Below are 19259 nucleotides of genomic sequence, written 5' to 3' on the forward strand. Positions count from 1 at the left end.
CTCTGCGGCAAGAAACGTCGCCACGGCAAGCAGCACGGTCGCGGCTCGCGCCGCTCCCACCCCCGCGCCGGCAAGCATTTCATTGACGCGGCATCGGCGTTGCGATCACTGCGCGTCCCGCGGTCGCGACTCTCGTCGCTCCTACAACTAACCTACGCAGTGACATCGCAAGATCGAGGCGACGCGGTCGGCTGGCGCCGTTCCTGCCCTGCAGCAACCGGAATGACCCCACGCCGGTAACCGCACACAGTGGTCAACCCTCACCCGCCCAACCGCCACGCCAACCCCGACACCCGCGCCGCATGCCGCGACAGCGCCTGCCTCAGCACCGGTTCGCTGGCGGCGATGTGCAACGATTGCCGCGCGCGGGTCATGCCGGTGTAGAGCAACTCGCGTGAGAGATGACGCGCGTCCTGGCGCGGCAGCTGCAGCCAGACGCTGTCGAACTCGGAGCCCTGGGCCTTGTGCACGGTCATCGCGAAGGCGCCGCCGTGCGCAGGCAGGGCCGAGGGATGGAAACCGCGCACGCCGTCGCTGCCGCCGGCGAACCAGGCCACCGTGGTCGCCGCACTACCCTCTTGTTCGCGCGCACCGGCCGGGCGAGCGCCCGCATCGGCGCGCAGGCAGACGCCGATGTCGCCGTTGAACAAACCATGGCGGTAGCTGTTCTCGGTGATCAGCAGCAAGCGGCCATGGAAGTACGGCGGGCGATGCGCGCCTGCGAGCGCTTCTTCGATGCGTGCATTCAACGGCGCCGCGCCTTGGCCGCCGTCGCGCAAGGCGGTCAGCAGGCGCAGGCGCGCCGCCAGGGCGAGCGCTTCCAGCGGGTCGGCGGCGCCGGCCAAGGCACGCCAGGTCGGCAACAGCAGTTCGCGGCCGTTGCCGCTGAGCGGGTCGTACATGTCTTCGTGGAACTGCACGCCGGCCAGGCGGCCACCGCGCAACAAAGCGAGCACCGCATCGGCATCGCCGGCGCGGGTGGCCTCAGCCAGCGGTGCCAGTTCCAGGCTCTCGGCCTGGCGATAGCCACGACGCAGATGCACCCGGTAGGCGCCGAGCGGGGTCGGGTCGGGTTGTACCGGCAAGGCATCGCCGAGCAAAGGCCGCAACCGCTCCGCGAGCGCCAACGGCAGGCCGTCGTCCTCGCCGGCGGCATCGACGATCGCGGCGAGCACGTCGCCGGCTTCGACCGAAGGCAGTTGATCGCGGTCGCCGAGCAGGATCAGGCGTGCGCCGTCGGCCACCGCCTCGACCAGCTTGCACATCAACGGCAGGTCGACCATCGAAGCCTCGTCGACCACCACGATGTCGAACGGCAGCGGCCGGCTGGCGTCGTGACGGAAGCGCGGGCTGTCGGGCACGCTGCCGAGCAGGCGGTGCAGGGTGCTCGCTTCGACCGGCAAAGCCTCGCACAACGTCGTCTCGACGCCGTCCAGGTCGCGCAGCCGCGACGCTGCCGCACGCAGGCTTTCGGCCATGCGTTCGGCGGCACGCCCGGTCGGCGCGGCCAGTGCGATCCGCGGCGGCTCCGCGCCTTCGACGCGGGCCTGCGCGATCAACAACACCAGCAGCCGCGCGATGGTGGTGGTCTTGCCGGTGCCGGGGCCGCCGGTGGCGAGCAACAGCGATTGCAACAAGGCCACTGCCGCGGCGCGCGCCTGCCGGTCGTCGTCGCGCGCGTTCGGAAACAGCGCCGCGAACAACGGCGCCAGGGCCGCCAGGTCCGGCGCCGGCGGCGCCGAGGCGGCGATCCGGCGCAGGCCGGCGGCGAGCCGGCGTTCGTATTCGCGATAACGGCGCAGATACAGCAGGCCGCGCTCCAGCACCAAGGGCGCGTCGCGATGAGCGACGGCGCCGTCGGCCGGCGCGGCGATCCAGCGCGAATCGCGCAACGCCGCCAACCATTCCTCCGCAGGCGGCCAGTCGATCGCCGCATCGCTCAACAGCCACGGTCGCGACGGATCGAACGCGGCATGGCCGTGGGCGATCGCCTGCGAGGCCAGCGCCGCCGCCGCCAGCACCCAGTCGGGCGTGTCGCGGTCGAGCCGGCGCAGCGCCTGGGCCAGCGCGTGGTCGATCGTGCGCAAGGCGCCTTCGCGATAGAGCGTATCGAGCAGGCTCATGCCCCACCCCCGCGTCCCGCGAACAAGGCATCGACCGCATCGACCAGCGCGCGCGCCGGCTGGTGCGCGTACACGCCTGCGGCCGGATCCTCGGGATCCAGGCCGCGGCAGAACAGATAGCGCACGCCGCCGAAGTCGCGCGCGTAGTCGTAGTCCTCGCCCAGGCGGAAGCGCAACCAGCGGTGCAAGGCGATGGTGTAGATCAGCGATTGCAGGGTGTACTCGCTTTCGTCCATCGCCCGCTCGACATGCGCGGCGTCGTAGGCGGGCAGCCGGTTGGTCTTGTAATCGAGCACGTAATAGCGCCCATCGTGGACGTAGACCAGGTCGATCTTGCCGGTCATCAGGCCTTCGAGCCGGCGCCGCAGACCGAAGGCCTGGCGCTCGCGCAGCCAACCGTGCGCATGCATGGCATCGAGCAAAGCGTCGATCGGCGCCGATTCGAGGGCGAAGTGGAACTCCATCTCAGCGCGGCGTTCGCGCTCGGGCACCTCACACAGACGCGCGCCTTCGGGCAGCGCGGCGGTCAGGGTCAGGCCGACCAGCGAGGCCAGCACCGGCAGGCCTTCGTCGATGTCGGCCTCGGTATAGCCTTCGGCGCGCAAGGCCGACGCCAGCACCTCGCCCTCGCCCGGCGGCTCGGCCTGGCCCGGCGTCCAATCGCGCCAGGCGCCGAAATCGACCCGTTCGAGCGCGTCGTGGACGACGTTACCGAAGCGGCTGCCGGAGAAGCGCGCATCGGCGGGCGTGAGCAAGGCCGGCGCGGTCTCCGGTTCGTCCTCGGCGCCGCGTTCGTCCAGCGCTACCAACGGCGCATCGCCGCCGCTGGCCTCGTTGGTGAGCTGGGTAAAGCTGTAGACCCACCAGTCGCGCGCCAGATTGCGGCGCGCGCTACGCGCCGGCGGCACCGCGCCAGACGCGGCCGGCAACAGCGGCGCGGGCGCGGCTTCGAGGGCGCCGTCGTCGATGACGATCTCGCCGGCATGGCCGGCGGCGAGCGCGTCGGGATCGGCCACCATCGCCAGCAACGGCGAGGCCGGCGCCAGGTACAGGGGACCGCTCGCCAACCACAGCGCATGGCGCGCGCGGGTCAGGCCGACGTAGAGCAGACGCGCGTCTTCCGAACGCGATTCGATCGCGGCGCGTTCGCGCGCACTGTCCCAGTCGGGCGCGCGCGGGTCGACCACCTCGGTCTGCAATTGCAGCACCCGGCCCAGCTCCGGATCGGGGTACTCGCACAAACGCCCGCCGCGCGGCTCGCGGCCGATCGCGATGAAGGGCAGAAACACCAGGCCGAACTCCAGGCCCTTGCTCTTGTGCAGGGTCAGGATCTGCACCCGCCGCGCGTCCGACTCCAAACGCAGTTGCTGCTTCTCGTCGCTGTCGTCGGCCTCGGCGATGCGCAGGCGCAGCCAATCGCGCAGACCGTGCAGGCCGAGCGAGCGGGTGTCGGCTTCCTGCAGGGTTTCGCCGAGTTGCATCAGGTTGGTCAGGCGGCGTTCGCCGTCGGCCAAGGTCAGCAGGCGCGGCGCCTGCTCGGCGCACAGGTCGGCGATCAGGGCCAGCGGCCCGTGCCGCTGCCATCGCTCGCGCCAGCCCAGCGCGCGCATCTGCCAGTCACGTTGCCAAGGCTCGTCCTCGGACAAGCGCGCGATCGCGCTGGCGTCCAGGCCGATCAAAGCGGTCGCGAGCGCCGCACGCAGGCGGCCGCTGTCGCCGGGGTGCAGCAAGGCGTCGAACAGGCTCAACACGTCCAGGGCCTGCTCGGTCGCGAACAAGCTGCGGCGACCGGCCGCAACCGCGGGAATGCCGGCCGCGATCAAGGCCTGCTGGATGCGCGCGGCCTCGTCGTGGCTGCGCACCAGCACGGCGATGTCGGCCGGCTGCACCGGCCGGCCGGCGATCTCGGCGCGGCCGTCGCGCGCATCGCGCAGCCAGGCGTGGATCGCGGCGACGCAGGCGCGGGTGGCGAGCTCGCGCGATTCCGGCGCATTCCATTCGGGTTTCTTGCGGCCGTCGTCGGGTGCCGGCAAGCGGCGCAAAGTCAGCGCCGGCGCGGTCGCGCCGTGGCGTTGCAGGTCGGCATCGGCGACGGCGCCGCCGGGCTGGACCTCGCGGAAGCGGATGCGCGCATCGATGAAGGCCGTCTCGCCGGCCTGCGCATACAGCGCCGAGAGCGCGCGCAGCAGGGAGGGCCGCGAACGGAAGTTGTGATCCAGCGGCGGCGCCTGTTCGGCGCGCTGGGCCGCCATCAGATACGTGTGCACGTCGCCGCCGCGGAAGCCATAGATCGCCTGCTTGGGGTCGCCGATCAGGAACAGCGCGCGTTCGCCGAACACGCGCTCGAAGATCCGCCACTGGCGCGCGTCGGTGTCCTGGAATTCATCGACCAGGGCCACTGCGTACTGTTCGCGCAAGCGTTCGGCCAAGGCATCGCCGTGCGGCCCTTCCAAGGCGCTGGCGACGTCGGCGATCAGATCGTCGAAGCTCTGCACCCGGCGCACGCGCTTGAGTTCGCTCAGCCGCTTGCCGGCTTGCTCGCGCACTTGGTGGACCAGGGCCACCGCCTGCGCGGCCAGCCATTGCGCGCGCAGTTGCGCGGCGTCGAGGTAAGCCGCGACGGCGTCGAACAGCGGCGAGGACGGCGTCGCCGCCTCCTTGCCCTTGTTGGTGCGCGCGGCCAGGGTCGCCGGGGTCAACCGTTCGATCCGCGGGTCCAGCGCCTGGGCGGCATCGCCGTGCGCGCTCCACTGGCTCAGCAGCAGCCACAACTCGCGCGGCAGCGTCGCGCGATAACTGTTGCCGTTGAGCACCTTGGCGGCGATCGCGGCATCGAGCCGCGCGCAGGCTTCATCGCCGTGTTCGGCGAACGCCGCGCTCAGCATTTGCGCCGCCTGTTGCAACGCCGGCAACGGGTCGTCCGACTGCAACGGCACCGGCGGCAACAGTTGCTGCGTGCGCAGTAACGGGCCGAGATCGGCCGCGAGCGAAGGCGGGCCGCCCGGCCATTGCAACGACAGCAGTTCGGCCGCGGTCGCCTCGCTGCCGAAGGCGCGCCACAGGTCCACGGCGATCTCGTCGTGCAATTCGCGTTCGCTGCCGATCATCTCCGGCGCCGCGAACGGCTGTCCGGTTTCGAGTGCGTGCTCGGCCAGGACCCGCGCGCAGAAGCCGTGGATGGTGACCACCGCGGCCAGGTCGATCTCGCGCGCCGCACGCGCAAGGCGCGCGCGCAAGGGCGCGGCGCCTTCCTGCGCGGCCTGCGCCTCGACCAGGCTGCGGGTCAGCGCGCGCTCGTCGTCGTCGCCGTCGCGCGGCAAGGCCGGGTCGTCGGCGGCGATGCGCGCGGCCAGCAGCAAACGGCGGCGCAGGCGCTCGCGCAGTTCCTGGGTGGCGGCGTCGGTGAAGGTCACCGCGAGGATCTCGCCGATGCGCAGTTCGCGTTCGATCACCAGGCGCGTGACCAGGGTCGCCAGGGTATAGGTCTTGCCGGTGCCGGCGCTGGCCTCGATCAGGCGCAGGCCGTCGAGCGGCAGTTCCAGGAAAGGATCGCGCACGGCGTTCATGCGTCGCCGCCTTCGTCGCGGCCGTGGACGACGGCGCCGAACACCAGCTTGGCGATCTCGCGGAATTCTTCGCCGAGCATCGGGTCGCGGAACGGATCGCGCCCGCGCAAGGCCAGGCGCGCGCCGGGCGTGGTCGCTTCGCCCCAACTGCGCGGGCTGCCGTGCCATTGGCTCTCGGCCTTGCCCCAGCCGTCCTTGTCCTGAGCGGCGGCTTCGTACCAGAGCCAGCCGGCGCGCGGCAGGAAGGGCAGCGGCGCGCGCAAGCCGTAGTCGCGCAGGCGCAACAAAGTACGTAGCGCAGCCTGGGCCTGCTGCGGCGCCAGCGCTTCGCGCAGATGCGGCCCCGGGCCGCCGTCGACCTGGGCGAACTGGGCCAGCGGGCGCCGGTCGCCGAGCGCCGACAGCACCAGCCAGTCGAGACCGTGGGCGATCTGCGACGGCCCGTGCAGGCTGTCGAAACGCAGCCGCGCGAGGCCGCCGGCGTAGACGTCGTCGAGCCGGCCGAGCAGGCGCGCGTCGCCGAGGTCGAGTTCGAACGGCAACGCTTCGGCCTCGCCGCTGCGCCAGCCGGCGAAGGCGTCGGCATAGGGCCGCACCTGACCGAGCAGAGCATCGAGCTGGCGCCGGCCGAGCGGGCCGGACGGCAACAGCGCGCGCGCGCGCAACGTCGCCTGCAGGCGCTCGCGGTCGATGCGGCCGCCGCCGGCGATCAGGTCGTCGAACACCGCGCGCTGCAGTTGCTGGCGGAACAGGCCCGGGCCGGGCAGCACCAGCGGCTCGACGTCGTCGCTGCTGTCGATCTCGTCGGGCAGGCGCAGACCGAGGCGCTGGCGCAGGAACGCGGTCGGCGGGTCGCGCAGGAAGCTGCGCAGGTCTTGATAGGTCACGCTGCCGTCGTCGGCGGCGTCGGGATCCGGCGGCAAGGGCTCGTTGAGCCAGGGGCCGATCTCGCCGCGCAGGCCGAGCGCACCGGCGTCGACCGCCGGCCGCCATTCGGCGCGGTAACTGAAACGGCGCGGCTCCGGCTCGCGCTCGCCGGCGCCGAACGCGGCCGCGGCGAACGGCTGCAGGGGTTCGCGCACCACGAACTCGCTGCGCGCCGCGGCCGGATCGGCGTGGTAACGCGCGGCCACGTCGAGCAGTTCCGAGACCAGGGTCGAGGGTTCGCGCTGGCTGCCGTCGCGCGGATCGGCGCCGAGGTAACTCAGGTAGAAGCTGTCGGAGGCGGCGCCGAACAACTGCAGGAACAAGAAGCGGTCGTCGTCGCGCAGCGAGCGGTCGCCGTGGCGGCGCGCGGCGGTGCCGAGTTCCGCGGCGAGCCGGTTGAGGCCGCCGGCCGGGTCGCGGCGCGGGTAATCGCCGTCGTTCATGCCGAGCAAGCAGATCACCCGGAACGGAATCAAACGCATCGGCACCATGCGGCCGAAGCTGACGCCGCCGGTCAGCAGCGGTGCGCGGGTGTCGGCCTCGGCGAGCGCGGCGCGGAAATGGCTGCGCACCACTTCCGCCCCGACGCTGCCTTCGAAGCCGGCCTTGGCGGCATCGCGGGCGAAGCTTTCGATCAGGTTGCGCAGGCGTTCGAGGGTGCGTTGGTCGGTGGCATCGCGCGGGCGTTCGGGCAGCATCGCCCGCAACAGGCCGAGCAGGCGGTCGGCCCAGTGCGCCGGGCTCAGTTCGGCATCGAGCGCCCGTTCGAAGCGCGCCAACACCCGCAGCAGACGGATCAGCGCATCCAGCGCGTCCAGCGAGGCGCCTTCGAGCTCGGCATAGGGCGCGATGCCGGCGATCATCTCGTCGGGCGCGGCGCCGTCGCCGGCGGCGTGGCCGAGCAGCAGGCGGTCGAGCGCGAACGCCCAGGTGTAGGCGTCGTCGCCGGGGGCGTCATGGCGGCTGCGATGGGCGGCGTCGATGCCCCAGCGCGCGCCGGCGTTCTGCAGCCAGGTGCGCAGGCGTTCGAGGCCGGCGCCGTCGAGGCCGGCTTGATCGGCGATCGCCGGCGTCGCCAGCAGGTCGAGGATTTCGCTGAGGCCGAAGCGCGAGACCGGCAAGGCCAGCAGGCGCAGGAACACTTCCGCGAGCGGCTCGGACGCGAGCGGGCTGGCATCGGCCAGCGCATACGGAATGAAACCCGGGCGCCCGGCCAGGCCGCCGAACACCGCGGCGATGTGCGGCGCGTAGGGATCGATGTCGGGCGCCAGCACCGCGATCTCGCGCGGCTGCAACGGCGGATCGAAGCGCCGGCCCTCGGCCGAGTTCGGATCGAGCAGGCCCTGCAACTGATCGTGCAGCACCTGCACTTCGCGCAGACGGGTGTGGCAGGCGTGCACCTGCAGGCTGGCGTCGCCGCGATCGACGCGCTCGCGCCACGGCGTCGCCGGCAGCGCGCGCCGATGCAGCAGGTCGCGTTGCAGGCGCTGCAGCAGGCTGTCGCGCGCGGGATCGTCGTGACGGCTCTCTTCGGGATCGGCGTAGGCGGCGATTTCGCCGGAGGGGTGCACGACCTCGTAACCGCCGAGCACCGCCATGAAATCGCGGCCGGCCGCGCCCCAGGCCTGCAGCAACGGGTTCTCGTCGTCGCCGAAGGCGGCGTCCTCGCCCAGGCGCAGGCGTTCGGCCAGAGTGCCCAGGTCGCCCCAGTACTTGCGCGTCGGGGTCGGCAGATAGAAATGCAGGGTGCCGGCGATCGACTGGGTCGCGATCATCCGCAGCACGTCGGGCGAGACGTTGAGGGTGGCGAAGGCGAACAAGCGCGGCGGCAGTCCGCGCGGCGGATGCGCGATGCCGGCCTCGCCCTGGAAGCGGGTCAGGTAATCGTCGATGCGGCGCGCGCGGTAGCGGCGGCCGGCGGCGACCCGGCGCCACAGCGCGGCCTGCGGATCGTTGCGTTCGTGGCCGGCGTCCCAGGCCAGCAGCCAGTCGCGGCGCCAGGCCTGGTACTTCTCGAACAGCGAGGCCAACTCGCCCGACAGCGACCACGACTTCAGCGGGTCGTCGCCGTCGAGATAGGCGCGCAGCGGCGCCAGCGCCGGCTCGCGCATTTGCCCCGGCTGCGACAACACCTCGTACAAGCGCCAACGCAGGGCCTGAGCATCGAGGTCCTCGCCGGGGTGATCGCGGTCCTGCTCGGTCGCGTTGGCGTCGAGCGCGCGCTGGACGAATTCGCCCGGGGTCAGGAATTCCAGATTGGCGGCGATGCCGTAGGCCTGGGCCAGCGTCGCCTGCAGCCAACGGCGCATCGCCACTTGCGGGATCAGGATCACATCGGGCGCAAGCAAGGGCTGCCCCGGCGCGGGCGTGCGCAACTCCTGCGCGAGCAGACCCGCCAGCACGTCCAGCGCATTGGAATGATAAAGACGGAAATCGGCACGCGCGGGCATCCCGCCATCTTGCCGCAAGGGCGCCGGATGCGCTGCGGCCGGTTGTGGCGTTTGCGGGATGGGAGGACTACAAGAGCAAGAGCAAATCCCCCCCTGCCCCCCTTTTCCAAAGGGAGGGGACTTCTTCTTGAAGATGTCGCGGTGATGTTCGTGCGCGCTCGCACCGTTTGGGTTACGCCTTGTTTGACGGTCCATCCGAGGCGCGCAGCGCTGGACGCTCCGACCAGAGCGGTTGTTGATGAGTCCCGCCGAAGCGATGGACTGTCAGACCCAACCTCATCCCAAAAACAGATCCCCCCTTTGAAAGGGGGCAGGGGGATTTGCTCCTTGCTCTCCCCCCTCGCTCCTCACCTCTCGCTCCTCGCTTCCGCTGCCCCTTCCCAGCCCCCAACACACTTAAAACCGTTTTAATCGCCGCCGGCCACCCTGCCTCGGCGATGCGACGACGGCTGAACGCTCCATTCCGCCACCGCCGCGAGCGAGGCCGCCTAACCTGCGACAATGGCCGACGCTCGACCCCGGTTCAGGCTGGCTGGGCCAAGCTGCGCCGTTTTGCAGCCTCGTCCGACCGTCTCATCGCCCTCGCACACGGACAGTCCTACCGCATGACGACCGAACCGCCCATCGTCCGCCTGACCGACCTCCGCCTCGACCGCGGTGGCCGCAGCGTGCTGCGCGGGATCAATCTGTCGGTGCCGCGCGGCAGCATCGTCGCGGTGCTGGGCCCGTCGGGCAGCGGCAAGTCGACCCTGCTGTCGGCCCTGACCGGCGAACTGGCCCCGGCCGCGGGCACGGTCGAGGTGTTCGGCCAGAAGGTGCCGCAGGATCAGCGCGAGCTGCTCGAACTGCGCAAGGGCATCGGCGTGCTGCTGCAGGGCAACGGCCTGCTGACCGACCTCACCGCGGCCGAAAACGTCGCCCTGCCGCTGCGCGCGCACACCCGCCTGCCGAAGGCGCTGATCCAACGCCTGGTGCTGATGAAGCTGCACGCGGTCGGCCTGCACGCCGCCGCGGATGCCTTCCCGCGCGAGCTGTCCGGCGGCATGGCGCGCCGGGTCGCGCTGGCGCGCGCGCTGGCACTGGACCCGCCGCTGATGATCTACGACGAGCCGCTGACCGGGCTGGACCCGATCGCCTCGGGCGTGGTCATGAGCCTGGTGCGCCGTCTCAACGACACTCTCGGCCTGACCAGCATCGTGGTCACCCATCACGTCCACGAAACCCTGCCGGTCGCCGACCACGCCATCGTGATCGCCAACGGCGGCATCGTGTTCTCGGGCACGCCGGGCGAACTCGAACGCAGCCAGGACCCGCTGGTGCGCCAATTCCTGCTCGGCGAACCCGACGGCCCGATCGGCTTCGACGCCGCACCGCGCACCACCACGGAGGCCGCCTGATGCCCTTCATCGCTGCGACCCGCTCGCTGGGCCGTGCCGGCCTGTTCTCGCTGTCGGTGCTGCGCGCGTCCAAGCCGACCCGCGACTTCTTCCGCGAGCTGATCCGCGAGATTTACAAGATAGGTGCACGTTCGCTGCCGATCATCGCCGTTGGCGGCGCGTTCGTTGGCTTATCGGTGACATTGCTGGGCTATCGCGCGCTCGACACCTACGGCGCCGCCAACCAGGTCAGCGCCATGCTCGGCCTGGGCATGTATCGCGAGCTGGGGCCGGTGCTGACCGCATTGCTGTTCATCGGCCGCGCCGGCAGCTCGATCGCCGCCGAACTGGGCCTGATGCGGGCGACCGACCAGATCACCGCGCTCGGCCTGATGGCGATCGACCCGATCGCCAAGGCGGTCGCGCCGCGCTTCTGGGCGGCGGTGCTGTGCGTGCCGCTGCTGACCGGTTTCTTCTGCAGCCTGGCGATCAGCGCGAGCTATTTCGAATCGGTGCACGTGATCGGCATCGAGTCGGGGATCTTCTGGCAGGTGCTCAAGGACAGCGTCGATTTCTTCGACGACTTCCTGATGGCCTTCGTGAAGTCGGCGGTGTTCGGCGCGACCGCGGCCCTGGTCGCGGCCTATGTCGGCTACCACGCCGAGCCGACCATCGAGGGCACCTCGGTGGCGACGACCCGCGCCGTGGTCAACGCCTCGCTGCTGGTGCTGATGTTCAACTTCGTGATGTCGGCGCTGCTGTTCAAGTAAGTAAGGTGGCCCGGGCCGGATGAGGGCAGGGACGAGGTCGAAGCTGCGCAAGCGCGCCGCCCTCACCCCCACCCGGCGCAACACCCAGGTTTTGCTCGACACGTCGTAGACCAACCGTTACATCGCCGCGCCGAACCGCGCGGGCTTTATCCCAAGGTGATGCCATGTCCGTACGCAGTCCCCGCATCGAATTCGCCGTAGGCGCATTCCTGCTGCTCGCCCTGGCTTCGCTGCTGGTGCTGGCGATCGCCTCCACCAACGGCAAGTTCGGCTTCGGCCGCAGCAGCTACGAGATCACCGCGCGCTTCACCACCATCGGCGCGCTGCGCCCGAACGCGCCGGTCAAGATCGGCGGCGTGACCGTGGGCCAGGTCGCCGACATTTCGCTCGACCCGGTCAAGTACAGCTCGATCGTGACCCTGGCCATCGACAACCGCTACCAGAACCTGTCGGCCGACACCGCCGCCGGCATCTTCACCAGCGGCCTATTGGGCGAAAGCTACATCGGCCTGACCCCGGGCGGCGACCCGGACAACCTCAAGCCCGGCGACGAGATCTACCTGACCCAGCCGGCCGTCGACCTGATCCAGCTGGTCGGCAAGTACATGTTCAGCGGCGGTGGCGCACAAGGCGGCAATGCGGCCGGCGATTCGGCCGCCAAGCCCGCCGACGCCGGCGTTCCCGACTATCTCCAGGGCGAAGCCGCCCCCTCCACCGACGAGACCAAGAAATGAAGCGTTCACTGATCTCCATCGTCCTCGCCTCGGCCCTGCTCGCCGGCGCTCCCTCGCTCGCCCTCGCCCAGGTCACCGCGGCGCCGGGCACCGCACCCGCCGCCGGCACGCCGAGCGCGATGGTGCTCAACAACAGCACCCGCATCCTGTCGACCCTGGAAGCGCGCCGCGCCGAGTTCAGCAAGAACCGCGCCGCGCTCAGCCAGTTCATCTCGACCGAGTTCAACCAGGTGTTCGACCGCGACTACGCCGCGCGCCTGGTCCTGGGCACGCACGGCCGCGGCGCCTCCGATGCCGACGTCGCCGCGTTCGCCGATGCCCTCACCGGCAGCTTGATGCAGCGCTACGGTTCGGCCCTGCTCGACTTCAACACCAAGCTCAAGGTCCGCATCAAGTCCGAGACCCCGCTGCGCGGCGGCGCCATCGTCAAAGTCTCCAGCGAGTTCCTGCGCCAGGGCGGCGAGCCGATTCCGGTCGACTACCTGCTGCGCAAGAACGGCGCGCAGTGGAAGGTGTTCGACGTGATGGTCGAAGGCGTGAGCTTCGTGCAGACCTTCCGCAATCAGTTCGACACGCCGCTGAACCAGAAGTCGATCGCCCAGGTCGCCAAGGACCTCAAGGCCGGCAAGCTGCAAGCCCAGGCGAGCGGCAACTGAGCATGGGCGCAGCGACCGCCCGCGACGCCGCCGGCGTGCGCAAGGACGGCGACGCGCTGGTGTTCAGCGGCGCGCTCGACCGTGACGCGGCGGCGACGCTGTGGTCGCAGGCGCGCGCGCTGGTCGGCGGCGTGCGCCGCTTCGACCTCAACGCAGTGACCGAGGTCGACAGCGCCGGACTGGCGCTGTTGGCCGAGCTCGCCGCGCAGGTCGAAGGCGTCGAAGTGGTCGGCACGCCGGCCGGGCTGAGCGAGTTGCGCGCGGCCTACCGGCTCGACGACGCGCTCGGTTTCGGTCGCTAAGTTCAGGCTCTTACGTTCCGGTCACTGATTCGCAAGTTCCGTCGCAGAACTATCCTGTTGCGGTCGCCAACGCCGACGGATCCGGCCTGGCTGCCCCCACCCGTTGTCCCGGAAGACTAGACTGCAACCATGCGCCCCCACGCACTCTCACTCTCGCTCGGCCTGGCCTTGGCCGCGCTGCATTCCGTACCGGCTTTCGCGCAGGACGCGACCCCGGCCTCCGCCGCCGAAGCGACCCTCGTAAGCGCCACGGCGCAGAACGAACCGGCGCTCGCGACGCCATCCGTCGAATCGCTCGCGCTCACCGACACGGCGACCACGCCGGCCGATGCGGCCGCGACGACGCCGGCCGACACGGCGCAGGCGGCAACGGCCGAGCCCGCTCTCGACTACGCCCTCGCCCAGGTCGAATCGAGCCAGGCCCAACCGGCACAGCCCGATCCGAATGCGCCCGCGGCCGAAGCCGCCGAGCCGCCGCCGGCCACCGCCACGGGCGAACCGAGCGCGGCCGACGACCAGCGCACCGAGGCCGAGCGCGATTTCGACGCGCTGTACGGCACCCCGGCGCAGGAGTACGACCCGGTCGCCGACCCGACCCTGCCGGCGCCGGCTTCGGTCCCGGGCGCGTTCGACCCGTGGGAGAAGTACAACCGCAAGATGCACCGCTTCAACATGGCGGTGGATCGCGGCGTCGCCCGCCCGCTCGCGCGCGCCTACTCCAAGGTCGTGCCGCGTCCGGTGCGCCTGGGCGTCAGCAACTTCTTCAACAACCTCGGCCAGCCGGTGTCGATCCTCAACGCGCTGCTGCAGGGCAAGCCCAAGCAGGCCGCGCAGGCGCTCGGCCGCTTCGCGCTCAACACCACGCTCGGCATCGGCGGCATCTTCGATCCGGCCAGTGACGCCAAGCTGCCCAACCGCAGCGAAGACTTCGGCCAGACCCTCGGCGTGTGGGGCTGGAAGCGCTCGCGCTATGTCGAGCTGCCGTTCTTCGGCCCGCGCACCGTGCGCGACTCCTTCGGCGCCCTCGGCGATGCGCCGTTGAGCCCGCTGCGCCACGTCGAACGCGACCGCATCCGCATCCCGCTGCAGGGCCTGCAACTGGTCGACGTGCGCGCCCAGCTGCTGCCGCTCGACAGCCTGCGCGACGGCGCCGAGGACGAGTACGCCCTGGTCCGCGACTCCTGGACCCAGCGCCGGGACTACCAGATCTTCGGCGACCGCCTCGACAAGAACGGCGACAGCGCCCTGCCGGAGTACCTGCAGGACGACAGCAACCCCAGCGTGCCGGCCGACGCGATGCCGGTGATGCCGACCGACGGCGGCCGCTGAGTTTTACTCGCAACATCCCGTAACGACGAACGGCCCGGATGCGTATCCGGGCCGTTCTGCTTTAGCGGTACCGGAACTTCAAGCCTGCGGCGCTTCATCCCCGCCCAGCGGCAACAAGCCCGCGGCCCCTTCGATCGGCCGCACGCCCTCTTCGCCGTCTTCCGAGGCAACGTCCTCGTCGGCCGACAACTCGACCAATTTCGGCGGCAAGGCCTTGTTCGGCTTCACGCCCATGTCCTTCAGCATCTCGGCCTGGCGGATCACACTGCCCTTGTTGCGGCTGAGCTTGTCGCGCGCGGCATCGAAGCTGTCCTTGGCCTGGCCGATGCGGTCGCCGACTTTCTCCAGGTCGGCGACGAAGGCGCACAAACGGTCGTAGAGCTGCGCACCGCGCTTGGCGATTTCCTGGGCATTGCGGTTCTGCGCTTCCTGCCGCCACAGATGCGCGACGGTGCGCACCACGAACAGCAAGGTCGACGGGCTGACCATCAGCACGTTGCGCTGCCATCCGTCCATGAACAGATTGCGGTCGTTGGTGACGGCAAGCATGAAGGCCGGCTCGATCGGCACAAACATCAAGACGAAATCGAGCGAACGCAGGCCGTAAAGGTCCTGGTAGCGCTTTTCCGACAGCCCGCGCATGTGCGCGCGCACCGAGTCCATGTGACGCTTGAGCGCGCGCGCGCGTTGCTCGTCGTCTTCGCCGCTCGCGTACTCCTCGTACGCGGTCAGCGAAACCTTGGAGTCGATCACCAGATGCCGGTCCTCGGGCAGATGCACGGTGACGTCGGGACGGCGTTCGCCGTCCTCGCTGTTGTGGCTTTCCTGGACGTCGTACTCCTCGCCCTTGCGCAACCCGGCCGACTCCAGCACGCGTTCGAGGATCAACTCGCCCCAGGCGCCCTGCGCCTTGCTCGACCCCTTGAGCGCGCTGGTGAGGTTCTTGGCATCGTCGCTGAGCGACTGGTTCAGCGCCATGAGCTGGCGCACCTGCTCGCCGAGCGCGGTGCGGTCGCGGGTCTCGTTGTCGTAGACCGTTTCGACCTTGCTCTGGAATTCGACCAACTTCTTCTGCAGCGGATCGAGCAGCAAGCCGAGATGGCTGCGATTCTGCTCGGTGAAGCGCTTGCTCTTTTCTTCGAGGATGTCGTTGGCGAGGTTCTTGAACTCGGAAGTCAGCTCTTCGCGCACTTCGCGCAGTTGGGCGATCTTGGCCTGCGACTGATTACGTTCGGCGTCGAGCTGGGTCGCCAGTTCGGCGGCCTGCACCGACAGGCGGTTGGCCTCGGCGGCATGCCGATCGCGCACGCGCTCGGTCTCTTCCAGGTTCGACCGCGCCACCCGCAAGCTGTCCTGCTCCTTGGCCAGCTCGGCGCCGACGCGACCGATCGACTCGCGCAGCACGCCGCTGTCGCGCACCAACTGATCGCGCAGACTTTCGAGTTCGCCGAGACGCGATTGCAACTCCGGTATGCGCGCAGCGCGCTCCTGCAACTGGGCCCGCTCCTGGTTGGCCGCATTCAACTGCGTGCCCAACTCCGCGCGCGCCGCCTCCAACGCTCTCGCGGCGCCGGCCCGGGCCAGCAGCCAGGCGAGGACGGCGCCGATCAACAACGCGAACAGGATGGCAACGAGGGCAGCGGTCAGGGGCATCGGAAAACTCTTGGAGAAGGCCTTGGGGCCAGGCGCCGGGTGTGGGCGGTATGGGGCAGGCGATATGGAGCAGGCGGCGTGGAGCGGGCGATGGGAGGCAGGCGGTTCGACGACGCTCGGTTCCAAGCCGGTGGGTCGATACCGATCGCAGTCTGCCCGCGGTGCCGCAGGATGGGTGTCTAGTCTAACGGGGTGAGTCTCAGGCCCTGCGATGGCGAGCGGTTAAGCCGTGGCCGTCGCCCGGCGATGGCGGCCGTCGACCGCCCATTCGGGTGGAACCCGGCGCGAAGGCGAAATGCGCAGGCGGTCGCAGATCGCGCCTGAATCGGGGCGGCCGAGTTCCGTACGGAACCGAACCGCCGCCGGGAACTGTGCCAATCTGGATTTGCCCCGATCGGCTTCGCCGACCGGCCACCGCAAGGATCGCATGCATGGACCCGCAAGCTCCCCGGCTCTACGCCGACCCGCGCGGCATCTGGCGCGACGACGGCGCCGGCCGCGTCCACGGCATCCGCTGGGCCGACATCGACGGCATCGACGGCTATGCGATCGACGTGGTCGACCGCAAGCTGATCTTCGTCGAGCTGGGCACCGTCAGCGGCGACAGCCTGGAGCTGCGGACCGACTGGCCGGGCTATCGCGAGGTGGCGACCGCGATGAGCGTGCACCTGCCGGGGTTGGACCTGGACGCCTTGAAGCGCCTCGAATTCGCCCTGCCCGACGACCCACCGGCGGTGTTGTGGTGGCGCGATTGAGCTGTTCGGATGTCGCGCGCTGCGCTACCAATCGTCCCCTGTAGGAGCGGCGTGAGCCGCGAACGCGGGACGCACACAAACGACAGCGCCTACGTGGCCCATCGAAGCGGCGTACTTCCGCGAGGGTAGGAGCGGCGCGAGCCGCGACCGCGGGACTCGCAGAGATGACAGCGCCCACGTGGCCCATCGACACGGCGCACTTTCGCGAGGGTAGGAGCGGCGCGAGCCGCGACCGCGGGACTCGCAGAGATGACAACGCCCACGTGGCCCATCGACACGGCGCACTTCCGCGAGGGTAGGAGCGGCGCGAGCCGCGACCACGGGACGCACACAAACGACAGCGCTGACGTGGCCCATCGACACGGCGCACTTCCGCGAGGGTAGGAGCGGCGCGAGCCGCGACCGCGCTGCGATGGTCTTGCGGCGTCTCTTTCAAGCAAGATCAAGATCAAACGCTAAAAGCTTCCGCCACTAAAGCGGCGGGTTACTTTCTTTTGTCATAAGCAACAAAAGAAAGGTAACCAAAGAAAAATGCTTCTTTTTGAGTCAAGGGCCCGCACGAGCGATGCCGACGCAGGGATTTTTCATACGGGACATCCCTGTCCCGATGAAAAACGGCGCGCTTCCCTGCGCGCCGCCCTCCGGGTCTTCGATTGCCTTCGCGAGGGCTCGGCGGCGCACAGCCAGAGCCAGAGCCAGAGCCAGAGCCAGAGCCAGAGCTAAGGCTCTAGGATCGAAATGGCTTCGAGAAATTTTCGTCAGCAGAGATTCGCGGTCGCGGCTCGCGCCGCTCCTACCCAAGAGCGACCACGTTGCCGTTGCCGTTGCCGTTGCCGTTGCCGTTGCCGTTGCCGTTGCCGTTGCCGTGATTTTGATCTGCTTTGCCGCTTTTCCGGTCAAGTAGAGACCCGGAGGGCGGCGCACAGGACGTGCGCCGTTTTCCGATAAGACAAGGATGTCTTATCGGAAAATCCCGGCGCGAGTGACGTACTCGCAAGGGAGCTTCGTCAAGGAAAAGCACTTTTCTTTGGTGACTTTTGACCGAAGGGAATCCAGACGGACTTTTGGGGCTTTGGCCAAAAGAAAGTTACCCGCACCCTTTAGGGGGCGGAAGCTTCGTGCGTTTGATCTTGCTGGTTGGATATACCGCAAGACCGTCACAGCGCGGTCGCGACTTGCGTCGCTCCTACCCGTTGCCTGCGTGGAGATGCCGGCGCGAGACCGCAAGATCGCTGTCGCGGCTCACGCAGCTCCTACATGATTCGCTAGTGCGCCGCTCCTACAGACGGAGCGACGCATTACAAACCTGGCAATCAGCTCAATCCAACACGCGACAGAACACCGCCTTGAGATACCGCGACTCCGGCACCTGCGCCAACCACGGGTGATCGGCGCCCGCGCCGGACACCTTGAGCACCTGCACGGTGCGCCCGGCATAGAACGCGGCCCGGCGCAGCATGTCGAGGAACTGGTCTTCGCTGACCAGGCCGGTGCAGGAGAAGGTCGCGAACAGGCCGCCAGGCTTGAGCGCGCCGAGCGCCAGCTTGTTCATGTCGAGGTACTTCTTCAGCGCCGGAATCACCTGCTCGCGGTCGCGGGTCATCTTGGCCGGGTCGAGGATCACCACGTCGTACAGATCGCCGGCGTTCGCGACGTCGCGCAGGTACGGGAAGATGTCGGCCTGGACGAACTTGACCTGGGCGCCGTTGAGCTTGGCGTTGGCCTTGGCAATGTTGATCACATCGGCGTCGATGTCCACGCCGACCACTTCCTCGGCGCCGCGCACCTTGGCGTAGACGCCGAAACCGCCGGTGTTGCAGCACAGGTCGAGCACGCGCTTGCCGGCGACCTGCTGCGACAGCCATTCGCGGTTGTCGCGCTGATCGGCGAAAAAGCCGGTCTTGTGCGCGCCGGCCGGGTCGGCGCGGAACTTGATGCCGTACTCGGTGATCGTCGCCGGCGGCACCGCCTCGGTGCCGCGGAAGTCGAAGCTTTCCTGCTTCTGCACGTGCTCGTCGGCGAAGGCATAGAAGCGGCAGCCCGGGAACTGCTGGCGCAGCGCGTCGTAGATCCATTCGCGGTGACGGAAGGCGCCGGCGCTGAAGTACTCGACCACCAGCAGATCGCCGTAGCGGTCGACCACCAGGCCGCTGAGGCCGTCGCCCTCGCTGTGCACGACGCGCCAAGCGTCGCTGACCTCGTCGAGCTTGAGCACGTCGCGGCGCAGCGACACGGCCGCGGCGATCTTGCGCGCGAACCAGTCGGCGTCGACTTCGACGTCGGGATCGTTTTCCAGCATGCGCAGGGCGATGCGCGAGTGGCCGTTGTAGAAGCCGCGGCCGATCCAGTCGCCGTCGACGCCGAGCACGTTGACGATCGAGCCCGGCTTGGGGCGCTGGGCCGGCTTGTCGACCAGGCGCTGGAAGATCCAGGGGTGGGTGGATTTCCAGGCGTTCTTGAGGCGTACGGTGGGGAGTTCGTTATTCATCCCGCCATTCTACCGGGGACGGGCCTCCGCCTCGCCCGGCTTGGGCCACCCGACCCTGCCGCCGTCCCGCTGGCGGGACAAACCGGCCCGACGAACGCGGCTTGTATTCCTTCCGGGCGGTGCCAATCTC

Annotated in this window: 12 protein-coding genes; 7 read left to right on the top strand and 5 right to left on the bottom strand. The window is 69.5% G+C overall.

Annotated features, from left to right (window positions below; genetic code table 11):
* Window positions 1-260: 260 nt before the first annotated feature.
* The 3 genes from recD to recC are packed head-to-tail and all read right to left on the bottom strand — an operon-like array spanning window position 261 to window position 9066.
* Window positions 261-2123 carry an exodeoxyribonuclease V subunit alpha gene (gene recD, locus GLA29479_RS05680; RefSeq protein WP_057971040.1) on the bottom strand — a complete coding sequence of 621 codons (1863 nt, stop codon included), beginning with the start codon at window positions 2121-2123 and terminating at the stop codon, window positions 261-263.
* The gene (gene recB / locus GLA29479_RS05685) at window positions 2120-5689 is read right to left on the bottom strand and encodes an exodeoxyribonuclease V subunit beta (RefSeq protein WP_057971041.1); all 3570 of its coding nucleotides are present in this window, start codon (window positions 5687-5689) and stop codon (window positions 2120-2122) included. Before recB ends, recD begins: the two co-directional genes overlap by 4 nt.
* On the bottom strand, window positions 5686-9066 hold the full coding sequence (gene recC, locus GLA29479_RS05690) for an exodeoxyribonuclease V subunit gamma (protein WP_057971042.1): 3381 nt from the start codon (window positions 9064-9066) through the stop codon (window positions 5686-5688). Before recC ends, recB begins: the two co-directional genes overlap by 4 nt.
* 605 nt (window positions 9067-9671) lie before the next feature.
* Between recC and GLA29479_RS05695 the strand changes: the two genes are divergently transcribed.
* The 6 genes from GLA29479_RS05695 (at window position 9672) to GLA29479_RS05720 (ending at window position 14233) form a co-directional block, all read left to right on the top strand.
* The gene (locus GLA29479_RS05695; RefSeq protein WP_057916094.1) at window positions 9672-10463 is read left to right on the top strand and encodes an ABC transporter ATP-binding protein; all 792 of its coding nucleotides are present in this window, start codon (window positions 9672-9674) and stop codon (window positions 10461-10463) included.
* Complete coding sequence (locus GLA29479_RS05700; protein ID WP_057916093.1) at window positions 10463-11212, top strand: MlaE family lipid ABC transporter permease subunit; 750 nt, start codon at window positions 10463-10465, stop codon at window positions 11210-11212. Before GLA29479_RS05695 ends, GLA29479_RS05700 begins: the two co-directional genes overlap by 1 nt.
* A gap of 164 nt (window positions 11213-11376) precedes the next feature.
* Window positions 11377-11946, top strand: a complete 570-nt coding sequence (mlaD, locus tag GLA29479_RS05705) for an outer membrane lipid asymmetry maintenance protein MlaD (protein WP_057916092.1) — start codon at window positions 11377-11379, stop codon at window positions 11944-11946.
* Window positions 11943-12602, top strand: a complete 660-nt coding sequence (locus GLA29479_RS05710) for an MlaC/ttg2D family ABC transporter substrate-binding protein (RefSeq protein ID WP_057916091.1) — start codon at window positions 11943-11945, stop codon at window positions 12600-12602. The genes mlaD and GLA29479_RS05710 overlap by 4 nt, the downstream gene beginning before the upstream one ends.
* A 2-nt stretch (window positions 12603-12604) precedes the next feature.
* Entirely contained in the window at window positions 12605-12904 is a 300-nt protein-coding gene (locus GLA29479_RS05715; protein WP_057916090.1) for an STAS domain-containing protein, read from the top strand.
* A gap of 129 nt (window positions 12905-13033) precedes the next feature.
* Window positions 13034-14233 (top strand): MlaA family lipoprotein, encoded by a 1200-nt coding sequence (locus GLA29479_RS05720; protein WP_082638315.1) that lies wholly within the window; start codon window positions 13034-13036, stop codon window positions 14231-14233.
* A gap of 78 nt (window positions 14234-14311) precedes the next feature.
* Here the strand turns inward: GLA29479_RS05720 and GLA29479_RS05725 are convergent, their stop codons facing one another.
* On the bottom strand, window positions 14312-15886 hold the full coding sequence (locus GLA29479_RS05725; RefSeq protein WP_057916089.1) for a DNA recombination protein RmuC: 1575 nt from the start codon (window positions 15884-15886) through the stop codon (window positions 14312-14314).
* Window positions 15887-16317: 431 nt separating this feature from the next.
* Here GLA29479_RS05725 and GLA29479_RS05730 point away from each other — a divergent pair, with 431 nt between their 5' ends.
* Window positions 16318-16641, top strand: a complete 324-nt coding sequence (locus GLA29479_RS05730; protein ID WP_031373848.1) for a hypothetical protein — start codon at window positions 16318-16320, stop codon at window positions 16639-16641.
* Window positions 16642-17959: 1318 nt separating this feature from the next.
* Here the strand turns inward: GLA29479_RS05730 and GLA29479_RS05735 are convergent.
* Entirely contained in the window at window positions 17960-19129 is a 1170-nt protein-coding gene (locus tag GLA29479_RS05735; protein ID WP_031373977.1) for a class I SAM-dependent rRNA methyltransferase, read from the bottom strand.
* Window positions 19130-19259 lie beyond the last annotated feature (130 nt).

It is taken from the genome of Lysobacter antibioticus, from assembly GCF_001442535.1.
Classification (GTDB): Bacteria; Pseudomonadota; Gammaproteobacteria; order Xanthomonadales; family Xanthomonadaceae; genus Lysobacter; species Lysobacter antibioticus.

What these genes read in the sequence shown, in the direction of transcription:
- recD (WP_057971040.1), bottom strand. Translation starts at nt 2,123, where the DNA reads ATGAGCCTGCTCGATACGCTCTATCGCGAAGGCGCCTTGCGCACGATC.
- recB (WP_057971041.1), bottom strand. Translation starts at nt 5,689, where the DNA reads ATGAACGCCGTGCGCGATCCTTTCCTGGAACTGCCGCTCGACGGCCTG.
- recC (WP_057971042.1), bottom strand. Translation starts at nt 9,066, where the DNA reads ATGCCCGCGCGTGCCGATTTCCGTCTTTATCATTCCAATGCGCTGGAC.
- GLA29479_RS05695 (WP_057916094.1), top strand. Translation starts at nt 9,672, where the DNA reads ATGACGACCGAACCGCCCATCGTCCGCCTGACCGACCTCCGCCTCGAC.
- GLA29479_RS05700 (WP_057916093.1), top strand. Translation starts at nt 10,463, where the DNA reads ATGCCCTTCATCGCTGCGACCCGCTCGCTGGGCCGTGCCGGCCTGTTC.
- mlaD (WP_057916092.1), top strand. Translation starts at nt 11,377, where the DNA reads ATGTCCGTACGCAGTCCCCGCATCGAATTCGCCGTAGGCGCATTCCTG.
- GLA29479_RS05710 (WP_057916091.1), top strand. Translation starts at nt 11,943, where the DNA reads ATGAAGCGTTCACTGATCTCCATCGTCCTCGCCTCGGCCCTGCTCGCC.
- GLA29479_RS05715 (WP_057916090.1), top strand. Translation starts at nt 12,605, where the DNA reads ATGGGCGCAGCGACCGCCCGCGACGCCGCCGGCGTGCGCAAGGACGGC.
- GLA29479_RS05720 (WP_082638315.1), top strand. Translation starts at nt 13,034, where the DNA reads ATGCGCCCCCACGCACTCTCACTCTCGCTCGGCCTGGCCTTGGCCGCG.
- GLA29479_RS05725 (WP_057916089.1), bottom strand. Translation starts at nt 15,886, where the DNA reads ATGCCCCTGACCGCTGCCCTCGTTGCCATCCTGTTCGCGTTGTTGATC.
- GLA29479_RS05730 (WP_031373848.1), top strand. Translation starts at nt 16,318, where the DNA reads ATGGACCCGCAAGCTCCCCGGCTCTACGCCGACCCGCGCGGCATCTGG.
- GLA29479_RS05735 (WP_031373977.1), bottom strand. Translation starts at nt 19,129, where the DNA reads ATGAATAACGAACTCCCCACCGTACGCCTCAAGAACGCCTGGAAATCC.